The following is a 9,175-nucleotide window of genomic DNA, read 5'->3' as shown; positions in this document are numbered from 1 at the left end:
GGGCGGCGGCCGGCCTGTGCCGGTCGCCGCCCCGCGCGCGGCGGTTGCGGTGGGGACGCGGTCGTCACGGTGTCCGGGCCCTGCCCCCGGACACCCCGGTTCAGCGGACGCCGGCGCGGACCATGCCGTGGCCGGTCGCCCTGGCCGCCGCCGGACGCCCCTGGGCGGGGGCGCGCTTCGGCTGCGCGGCGGCACCGTTCTGCACGTCCATCACGGCGTGCGCGACGAGGCCGCCCATGGGGTCGTACCTGATCAGGTCACGGAGCCGAGATCGGGACGACCGGCCCTCGTTGCCCGGGTACAGGTGCTTGCCGAGCCCCACGGCATGGGCGATCGCGGCGAGTGCGGCGGTCCGCGGGTCCGGTGGCACCCCGGTGCGGATCGCGCTGTCCAGCCGGGCCCTGATCTCCCGGCTGACCTCGCTGTCGGTCGCCTGATAGCGCGTGGTCGGCAGCACCCCGCACATCTGCCCCGGCACGGCGTGCACCATGCCGCACCGTTCCAGATGCGCGAGATACGTCTGGCGCAGCCCCAGGCGGGGCCCGCCGATCCAGTGGACGGCGCGCACGGGGCTGCCGCGACGGCGCAGCAGTTCGAGCGCGGAGTCCAGGGTCGGATCTCCTGTCGGCCGTGGGTGCACCACGGCGATACGATCCCCGTCAGGGGCTATCCGTCCTGCGAGGGCCAGCTCCACTAGCTGTGCCCCGGCAAGACCGAGGTCGAGCGACTGCGGCTGCGCCGTGGTACCCGTGGCCGGGTCCAGGGCGAGAAGCAGTAGCTCCTCCGGAAGTGTTCTGCGGCTCCTGCCCATCCATGCCTCCCCGCGTGGATGAATGACAGGGTGACGCCTCTCACACCGGCCTGTCGAGAGCGCCTTGCCCGTTCGTGCGGGAACCGACTCATATGTCGTTCTCGTCTAGCACCGAGGGCGGTGGTGGCTCGCGAGGGGCCGGGGCGTCCCACGGCGGGTCCCGCGGCGGCTTCACGGCCGGGGCCTGGAAACTGGTGTATGGGTGAGCGGGGCGCCGCGGCGGCGCATCGCGCGAAGTGTGGAGGAGGTCCGGTGGCGGGCGAGTCCCCCGGCAGGGCGGAGCAGCAGGAGTCGTCGGGGGAGGTGACCGGAGGCGGGGCGGTTGATCCGAGGCTGACGGTCTTCCGCGGGGTCGTGGGAGCGCCTCGGGGCGCATCGGAACCGGCCACCGGTGACCCGGAGTTCGCGCCGGAGCCGCCCGAAGCGGAGGGCGCTTCGGAGCCCGAGCGGAGTGCTTCGGCTACGCCGGATGACGGAGCGGACGTGGACGGCGGGGCGCAGGACGCCACGCCGGACGCGGAGGACGCCCCTCCGGCCGATGACGCGGGGGACGGTGCGGAATCCCGTACCGACGACGCAGTCGCCGAGGAGGCCGACGCGGAGGAATCCGGTGCGGAGGAATCCGCCGGGGCCGAAGCCGAAGCCGGGGACGCGGGCGAGGATGCCGCCGCCGACGGGGAGCCCGCGGCGGAGCCCGGGTCCGAGGACGCGGTGGAAGCCGAGGACGCGGTGGAAGCCGAAGAGCCGCAGGAGTCCGCGGAGTCCGGGGACGAGCCGGAGGAACCTTCCGCCGTCGTGGAGACCGCGGGCGGCGAGGAGCCGGCCGCCGGGTCGGACGCCGAGGCGGAGCACGGGGACGCCCCCGCCGGTGACGCGGGCGATCCGGCCCCGGACGAAGTCCAGGAGGAAGCCCCGGAGCACGCGCCCGAGAACGCCTCTGCGGACACCCCGGACGAAGCCCCGGACGAAGCCCCGGAGGACTCCCCCGCGGAGTCCCGGGACGAGACCCCGCCGGACGGGTCCGCGGACGACGGCCCCGAGGGCCCCTCACAGGGCCCCGGAGGCGTCAAGGGCGGACCCGGGGCGCGCGAGGCGTCCGGGGGCGGACAGGACGCCCCCAGGGCCGGGGAGGGGACGCTCACGCTGCGCGCGCCCCGCACGGAGGGCGGCGGCCCGCCCGTCCGCGACCGCACCATGACCCTGCGCGCGCCCTCCGCCTCCGCGCCCGTCGCGACGCCTCCCCGGCCGAGCGGAACGTTTGTCCCGCTGCGGACCGACGACCGGCCGACCGTGGTCCCGCAGGCCCCGGCGCCGGCCGGGACCGCGCGGACTCCGCAGGCTCCGCAGGCTTTGCAGGCTCCGCAGGCCCCGGCGACCACGGAGCCCGGCGGCGGTTCACGGACGAAGCAGATGCCGCTGCCGCCCGACCCGGACGAGCCGCTGCGGCTGCTGGCGGAGCTGACCAACACCCCGCCGCCGCCGCAGACACCGCTGCGCACGACCGTGCGGCGGGTCAAGATCTGGACCCCGCTGGTCCTGCTGCTGGTCGCGGTCTTCTGCGTGGCGCAGGCGCTGCGCCCGCTGCCCGAGCCGGAACTGGTGGCGACCGCCGAGACCTCGTACACCTTCGAGGGCGACAAGCTGTCGCTCCCGTGGCCCAGCGAGGGCCAGGCCGTCGTCGAGGCCGAGGGCCTGGGCCGCATGGGCGAGTTCGGCGAGCAGGAGCCGACGCCGATCGCGAGCGTCGCCAAGGTGATGACGACCTACGTCATCCTGCGCGACCACCCGATCAAGAAGGGCGGCAAGGGCAAGACCGTCGAGGTCGACCAGAAGGCCCAGGACCAGTACCACAGCGGCGTGCAGGAGTCGGAGTCCGTCGTCCCCGTCACCGCCGGGCAGAAGCTGAGCGAGTACGAGGCGCTGGAGGCCGTCATGCTGCCCTCGGCCAACAACATCGCCCGTCTGCTGGCCCGTTGGGACGCGGGTTCGGAGGAGGCGTTCGTGAAGAAGATGAACGCCGCCGCCAAGGAGCTCGGGATGGACGACACGACGTACACCGACCCGAGCGGTCTGGAGGCGACCACCGTCAGCACCGCGAGCGACCAGGTCAAGCTGGGGCACGCGGCGATGAAGGACCCGGTCTTCGCGGAGATCGCCGGCAAGATCCAGTACACGGACATCAACGGCAACATCCAGAAGAACTACAACCAGTTGGCCGGCTACAACGGCATCGTCGGCATCAAGACGGGCACCAGCACCAAGGCCGGCGGCAACCTTCTCTTCGCCGCCTACCGCAAGATCGGCGGCACCAGGCAGCTGATCGTCGGCGCGATGCTCGACCAGCAGAAGGCGCCGATCATCGACACGGTCCTCGGCCGCAGCCACACCCTGATCGACGGCACGCGGGACGCGCTCGCCTCGGCCACGATCATCAAGAAGGGTGACGTCGTCGGCTACGTCGACGACGGCCTCGGCGGCCGCACCCCGGTGGTGGCCGGGGAGGACGTCACCGCGATCGGCTGGGCGGGCCTGAAGGTCGACATCTCGGTGGAGGCCGGCAAGGCGGGTCTCCCGCACACGGCGAACGCCGGTGACCAGGTCGGTCAACTCGCCGTCGGCAACGGCGACAGCACGATCCGGGTCCCGGTGCTGCTGGAGTCGGCCCTCGTCGAGCCCTCCTTCGGCTCGAAGCTGACCCGGGTCGCCTGACCCGGGCCGGCCCCGCCCGCGGCGCGCGGGCGTTCGGGAGGACGGGCCGGCCGGACCGCTACACGTGGTCCAGCCGGCCCGCCTTCGCCTCCTCGACCAGTGAGCGGAACTGCTCGGCGCTCATCCGCACCCGCTGCCCGAAGTCGTCGGTCAGCACGACCCGCTGGTCGGCCGGCGCCGCCTCGTCCACGTACAGCGTGGGACAGCCGCAGTCGCAGTTGCCGCAGAACACGGCCACCTGTTCCATCGGTCCACCTCCGCCCGGTCCTCGCCCGGCCGGTCACCGGGCGTCATGGGCGACATACCCGTGGTGACGGTGTTTCAGGCAGGCGCAGCCGGCGTCGCGGACAACTCCCGTTCCAGTGGCGTCCGGAAGCGGGGCGTGACGCGGACGCCGTCCAGCCACCCGCGCAGCCGTGCGGCCTCGGCCCCGATCGCGGCGACGGCCTCGCGGCCGGGGTCGTCGAAGAGGCGGTGGACTATCTCGCCGTCGGCGCGCTGCGCCCAGCCGCCGACCACCCGGCCGTTCCACCACACGGTGGGGCCGATGTTGCCCGACCGGTCGAAGAGCGCCGCCCGCTCTCGCCCGTCCTGCGGCAGGTACCAGTCGCGTCGCTGCCAGCCCATCGGCGTCGGGTCCAGCGCGGGCAGCAGCGCCGCCCACGGCGGCGTCTCCGGGACCGGCCCGCCGTCGTCCGGCAGCACATGGCCGGTCTCCCCGTCGAGCAGCACCTGTTCGGTGCCGAGCGCCGCGAGGGCCTTGCGGACCTCGGTCAGCGTCCAGCCCGTCCACCACTTCAGGTCGGCCTCCGTGCCGGGCCCGTAGGCGGCCAGCCAGCGGCGCACCAGTCCGGCGCGCGCCTCCGCGACCGGGGGAGCCTGTGCCGGTGTGCCCGGGGCCCAGCGGTACTGACTGCTCGTCCAGCCGCCCAGCGGCCGCCTGCGGACGATCCGGCCCTCCGCCGCCAGCACCCGCAGGACGCGCGACGACACCGCCTGGGTCGCCTCGTACGGCTTGCCGCGCGCGACCGTCACCCGCTCGCGCAGCCGGGGCACGTCGGAGGCGAGCTGCGCGGCCGTCGCCTCGCCGCGTCCGGCCAGCGCGGCGAGCACCGACTCCTCCAGCTCCGCCAGCCACCGCTCGTCCCACCCGCCGCCGTCGGCCAGGTGTCCGAGCAGCTTCCGCCGCTCCTGCGCGGCGATCGCCCGGGCCGCGGCGGAGAGCACCACCGGAGCCGAGGCGGCCGCGACCACGAACATCGTCCGGCGCATCGCGAGCAGCCGCGTCAGGCTCCCGTCCTCGTACAGCGCCCGGTCCAGGGCCGCGGCGCCGGGCTCGCTCATCCTGGCCGCGGCCGACAGGTACACCGTCGCCGGGTCCGTGCCGTGCAGCGCCACGAGCGACTCGGCCACCTCCTCGGGGGTCGCCGCCCGCCGCTCCGCCGTCAGCCGGTGCCGCACCGCCATGCGCCGGCGCCGCTCCTCCGCCCCCACCGTCCGTCGTGCGTCCATGCCTCATCGTGGCACGGCCCACCGACAACGGCCCCGGCTCCTTGTGACGCGCATCACACAATCGGAGCCGCAAGTCGCGTAAGGACGGCGGCCGTCGGCGCTCTCCCGGTGCACCGGAACGCATCCGGAGCGCACCGCCCGCCTGCCGAGGAAGGCCATGCTGACCGACATCGACCACATCGTCAGGGCCCGTCTGCACAGCCCGCGCTCGGGGCCCGGGGGCCGGGAGATCACCGCGACCCTGCGCTACCGCCGCGACGACCCGCTCGCCGCCCGGATCACCTTCCCCGCCGAGGTCTCCCTCGACGGCGCCGAGGTGACCTGGGTGTTCGCCCGCGGCCTGCTCACCACCGGCCTGTACGAGCCCGCCGGGGAGGGCGACGTGCACATCCGGCCGAGCGGGCCGGAGCACACCGCGATCGAGTTCCGCACCGACGAGGGCACCGCCCTCGTCGAGGTGCGCACCTCCGGTCTGCGGAGCTTCCTGGCCCGGGTGTACGAGGCCGTGCCACCCGGGCAGGAACTGCGCCACCTGGACATGGACGCCGTCGTCGCCGCCCTCCTGGACGAGGAGTGACCGCCCCCACGGCCCGGGGGGCGGCCGTGCGGGTCAGCGTGCGAGCGGCCGGAAACCGCGCAGCCGCAGGGAGTTGCCGACCACGAAGACCGAGGAGAAGGCCATCGCGGCGCCCGCGATCATCGGGTTGAGGAGCCCGGCCGCGGCGAGCGGCAGTGCCGCCACGTTGTAGCCGAAGGCCCAGAAGAGGTTGCCCTTGATGATGCCGAGGGTGCGCCGCGACAACCGGATGGCGTCGGCGGCGACCCTCAGGTCCCCCCGGACCAGCGTGAGGTCGCTCGCCTCGATCGCGGCGTCCGTGCCGGTGCCCATGGCGAGTCCGAGGTCGGCGCGGGCCAGCGCGGCGGCGTCGTTGATGCCGTCGCCGACCATGGCGACGGACCTGCCCTCCCGCTGGAGCCGGGCCACGACGGCGACCTTGTCCTCCGGCATGACGTCCGCGATCACATCGGCGGCGTCGATGCCGACCTCGGCGGCGACGGCCCGGGCCACCGTCCCGTGGTCCCCGGTCAGCAGCACCGGGGTGAGGCCGAGGCCGCGCAGCATGCGGACGGCGTCGGCGCTGGTCGGCTTCACGGCGTCGGCGACGACGAGCACGGCGCGGGCGCGGCCGTCCCAGGCGGCCGTGACCACCGTGCTGCCACGCGCCTCGGCCTCCGCCTTGGCGCGGGCCAGCCCCGCCGGCAGCGGCTCGGGCAGTTCCTGGCGCCCGACGGTGACCTCGTGGCCGTCGACGGTGCCGAGGACGCCGAGTCCGGGCAGCGCGCGGAAGTCCGTGACGCCGGGCAGGGCGCCGGTGCGATCCTCCGCCGCCCGGGCGATCGCGCGGGCGATGGGGTGCTCGGAGGCGTGCTCCAGGGCTCCGGCCAGGCGCAGCACCTCGTCCTCCCGTTCGCCCTCGGCCGGGTGGACGGCGGTCAGCGTCATGGCGCCGGTGGTCACCGTGCCGGTCTTGTCGAGCACGATGGTGTCGACCCGGCGGGTGGTCTCCAGGACCTCGGGCCCCTTGATGAGGATGCCGAGCTGCGCGCCACGTCCGGTTCCGACCAACAGCGCCGTGGGGGTGGCCAGACCGAGCGCGCACGGGCAGGCGATGATCAGCACGGCGACGGCCGCGGTGAAGGCGGCGGCCGGGCCCGAGCCGTTGCCGAGCCAGAAGCCGAGGGTCGCCAGCGCGAGCCCGATCACGACGGGGACGAACACCGCGGAGATCCGGTCGGCGAGGCGCTGCGCCGCCGCCTTGCCGTTCTGGGCGTCCTCCACCAGACGCGCCATGCGGGCCAGCTGGGTGTCGGCGCCGACCCGGGCGGCCTCCACGACCAGTCGGCCGCCGGCGTTCACGGTGGCTCCGGTGACGGCTTCGCCCGGCCCCACCTCGACGGGGACGGACTCGCCGGTGAGCATCGAGGCGTCGACCGCGGAGGTGCCCTCCCGTACGACGCCGTCGGTGGCGACCCTCTCGCCCGGCCGCACCACGAACAGGTCGCCGACGGCCAGTTCGGCCGTGGGGACGCGTACCTCGCGCCCGCCGCGCAGCACGCCGACGTCCCTGGCGCCCAGCTCCATCAGGGCGCGCAGCGCGGCGCCTGCCCGGCGCTTGGAACGGGCCTCGAAGTAGCGCCCGGCCAGGATGAAGGCGGTGACACCGGAGGCCACTTCCAGGTACAGGTTGGCGGATCCGTGGCCGGGGGCGACGGTCAGCTCGAAGGGGTGCGTCAGACCGGGCACGCCCGCGTCGCCGAGGAAGAGAGCCCACACGGACCAGCCGAAGGCGGCCAGCGTTCCCATGGAGATCAGCGTGTCCATGGTGGTGGCGCCGTGCCGCAGGTTCGTCCACGCCGCGCGGTGGAAGGGCCACGCCGCGTACGCCACGACCGGCGCGGCCAGGGTCAGCGACAGCCACTGCCAGTTGCGGAACTGCAGGGCCGGGACCATGGCCATCGCGATGACGGGAACGGCGAGCACGACGGCGGTCAGCAGCCGCTGCCGCAGCGTCGTGAGCTCGCCCGGCTCGGACTCCGGCTCCTCCTGGGGCGCGGCGGTGACCGGCGGGGCGGGGAGCGCGGCGGTGTAACCGGTGGCCTCGACGGTGGCGATCAGGTCGCCGACGCCGATCCCGTCGCCGAACGCCACCTTGGCCTTCTCGGTGGCGTAGTTGACGGTGGCGGTGACGCCGTCCATCCGGTTGAGCTTCTTCTCGATCCGCGCCGCGCACGAGGCGCAGGTCATCCCGCCGATCGCGAGTTCGAGCTCGGTGACGCCCGCAGGGGCGGCCTGCGCGGCGATCCGCGGGGTGACCTGCTGCTGATCCGGGAGGGTCATGCCCGGCCGACCAGTTCGTAGCCCGCCTCGTCGACGGCCGCGCGGACGACCGCCTCCTCCAGGGGCGCGTCGGAGTCGATGGTGAGCAGACCGGTCTTGGCGTCCACCGTGATGCCGGTCACACCGGGGAGCGCCGCGACCTCCTTGCTGACCGCGGACTCGCAGTGACCGCAGCTCATCCCGGAGACGCTGTAGCTGACAGACATGGGTTCTCCTCGTGCGTTCTGTGCGTGTTCCGGTGTACGGCGTCGGGCACCGTGCCGTCCACCCATGACCAAACTATACCCCCTAGGGGTATCGGGGAAGGGGAGGGTGGGGGAGCGGGGGGTGGTGTGGCGGGGGTTCCGCGCGCCCGTGGACGCGTGCCGCGCCGCCGGCCATGGCAACTCGGCCCGACCCGGAGTGCCTTGACCCCTCGGCCGCGACCGGCCGGCGGAAGGGGCGGCCGCGTGCGATCTCGGAGCGGTCGTGCGCGTCGCGTCCTTCCGCCCGGGCCGCCACGCGTCGCGACCCGCCGCGGGAAGCGCGGCGGGTAGCCCGGCGGAGCCGTGTACGACCGGTGCCCCGGCCCCTCCGCTCACCGGAGAGCGGCGCCGCTCCGCCGCAGGGCACTGCAGGGCGCGCCGCCACCCTCGACCCGGTCGTCAACGCCGTGCGGGAGCCCCGCCCGGCCGGACCTGGGTCGGCGGCCGCGGAGGCCCGGGGCGCCGCCCGCTCAGGACCAGAAGCGGTTGGTGGCCTCGAGGTCGCAGACGCACTCGTCCAGGTCCGTGATCCGGTCGCCGACGATCCGGAACACGATGCCGCCCGGCTGGTCGAGGTACCCGCTCCCGCGCTCGGCGGTGAGGTGGTGGAGGGACATGGCATGTCCGCGGCCGTCGACGAGCACCTGCCGCAACTGGACCCGCATGCTGCCGTCGGTCTCCTCGGCGAGCCTGCGGTAGTAGCCGATGATCTCGTCCCGGCCCTTGTAGTGCCCGGCGAGCGGATGGTCGCCGGGGGAGTGGTGCGCCGCGTCCCCGGCCAGCAGGCCGGCCAGCGCGTCCATGTCGCCCCGGGTGAACGCCGCGTACGCCTTCTCGACCAGCATGGCGTGCGGGTGTGCCGCCATGGCCATCGCCGCCTTTCCCTGCCGTCCGCCCCCGGACCGACACAAGCCACCCTGACACCGGTCCCCGGCGGGCGCACCTGCTGCGGCCGCGGCGTGCCCGACGCGCCCGCGGACGATCCGGAGCGCAGCGGTC

The 9,175-nt window shown here is 74.7% G+C and carries 8 protein-coding genes; 2 read left to right on the top strand and 6 right to left on the bottom strand.

Going from position 1 to position 9,175, the window contains the following annotated elements; genetic code table 11:
- Positions 1-100: 100 nt before the first annotated feature.
- Complete coding sequence (locus ACFW3D_RS08735; RefSeq protein WP_499600008.1) at positions 101-811, bottom strand: GOLPH3/VPS74 family protein; 711 nt, start codon at positions 809-811, stop codon at positions 101-103.
- A 483-nt stretch (positions 812-1,294) separates the two neighbouring features.
- Here ACFW3D_RS08735 and ACFW3D_RS08730 point away from each other — a divergent pair, with 483 nt between their 5' ends.
- Positions 1,295-3,520 (top strand): D-alanyl-D-alanine carboxypeptidase, encoded by a 2,226-nt coding sequence (locus ACFW3D_RS08730; protein ID WP_500502892.1) that lies wholly within the window; start codon positions 1,295-1,297, stop codon positions 3,518-3,520.
- Positions 3,521-3,578: 58 nt separating this feature from the next.
- Here ACFW3D_RS08730 and ACFW3D_RS08725 read toward each other — a convergent pair whose 3' ends face one another.
- Positions 3,579-3,767 carry a hypothetical protein gene (locus ACFW3D_RS08725; RefSeq protein ID WP_431959569.1) on the bottom strand — a complete coding sequence of 63 codons (189 nt, stop codon included), beginning with the start codon at positions 3,765-3,767 and terminating at the stop codon, positions 3,579-3,581.
- A gap of 74 nt (positions 3,768-3,841) precedes the next feature.
- Positions 3,842-5,032: a winged helix DNA-binding domain-containing protein gene (locus ACFW3D_RS08720; RefSeq protein WP_500502890.1), complete on the bottom strand. Its 1,191-nt coding sequence runs from the start codon at positions 5,030-5,032 to the stop codon at positions 3,842-3,844.
- Between the two features lie 157 nt (positions 5,033-5,189).
- On the opposite strand from ACFW3D_RS08720, the gene ACFW3D_RS08715 reads away from it, so the two are divergent.
- Complete coding sequence (locus tag ACFW3D_RS08715) at positions 5,190-5,609, top strand: SsgA family sporulation/cell division regulator (RefSeq protein WP_500502888.1); 420 nt, start codon at positions 5,190-5,192, stop codon at positions 5,607-5,609.
- 33 nt (positions 5,610-5,642) lie between these two features.
- Here ACFW3D_RS08715 and ACFW3D_RS08710 read toward each other — a convergent pair whose 3' ends face one another.
- The 3 genes from ACFW3D_RS08710 to ACFW3D_RS08700 form a co-directional block, all read right to left on the bottom strand.
- Positions 5,643-7,931, bottom strand: coding sequence for a heavy metal translocating P-type ATPase (locus ACFW3D_RS08710; RefSeq protein ID WP_500502886.1), 2,289 nt, complete (start codon positions 7,929-7,931; stop codon positions 5,643-5,645).
- Positions 7,928-8,137, bottom strand: a complete 210-nt coding sequence (locus tag ACFW3D_RS08705; RefSeq protein WP_500502885.1) for a heavy-metal-associated domain-containing protein — start codon at positions 8,135-8,137, stop codon at positions 7,928-7,930. The genes ACFW3D_RS08710 and ACFW3D_RS08705 overlap by 4 nt, the downstream gene beginning before the upstream one ends.
- Positions 8,138-8,646: 509 nt before the next feature.
- Positions 8,647-9,042, bottom strand: a complete 396-nt coding sequence (locus tag ACFW3D_RS08700) for a nuclear transport factor 2 family protein (RefSeq protein WP_500502910.1) — start codon at positions 9,040-9,042, stop codon at positions 8,647-8,649.
- Positions 9,043-9,175 lie beyond the last annotated feature (133 nt).

This window comes from Streptomyces sp. NPDC058864 (genome assembly GCF_042742985.1).
Taxonomy (GTDB): Bacteria; Actinomycetota; Actinomycetes; order Streptomycetales; family Streptomycetaceae; genus Actinacidiphila.
Note: the sequence above shows the minus strand (reverse complement) of the source record. Positions and strands in the feature narration are given on the sequence as shown.

What these genes read in the sequence shown, in the direction of transcription:
- ACFW3D_RS08735 (WP_499600008.1), bottom strand. Translation starts at nt 811, where the DNA reads ATGGGCAGGAGCCGCAGAACACTTCCGGAGGAGCTACTGCTTCTCGCC.
- ACFW3D_RS08725 (WP_431959569.1), bottom strand. Translation starts at nt 3,767, where the DNA reads ATGGAACAGGTGGCCGTGTTCTGCGGCAACTGCGACTGCGGCTGTCCC.
- ACFW3D_RS08720 (WP_500502890.1), bottom strand. Translation starts at nt 5,032, where the DNA reads ATGGACGCACGACGGACGGTGGGGGCGGAGGAGCGGCGCCGGCGCATG.
- ACFW3D_RS08715 (WP_500502888.1), top strand. Translation starts at nt 5,190, where the DNA reads ATGCTGACCGACATCGACCACATCGTCAGGGCCCGTCTGCACAGCCCG.
- ACFW3D_RS08710 (WP_500502886.1), bottom strand. Translation starts at nt 7,931, where the DNA reads ATGACCCTCCCGGATCAGCAGCAGGTCACCCCGCGGATCGCCGCGCAG.
- ACFW3D_RS08705 (WP_500502885.1), bottom strand. Translation starts at nt 8,137, where the DNA reads ATGTCTGTCAGCTACAGCGTCTCCGGGATGAGCTGCGGTCACTGCGAG.
- ACFW3D_RS08700 (WP_500502910.1), bottom strand. Translation starts at nt 9,042, where the DNA reads ATGGCGGCACACCCGCACGCCATGCTGGTCGAGAAGGCGTACGCGGCG.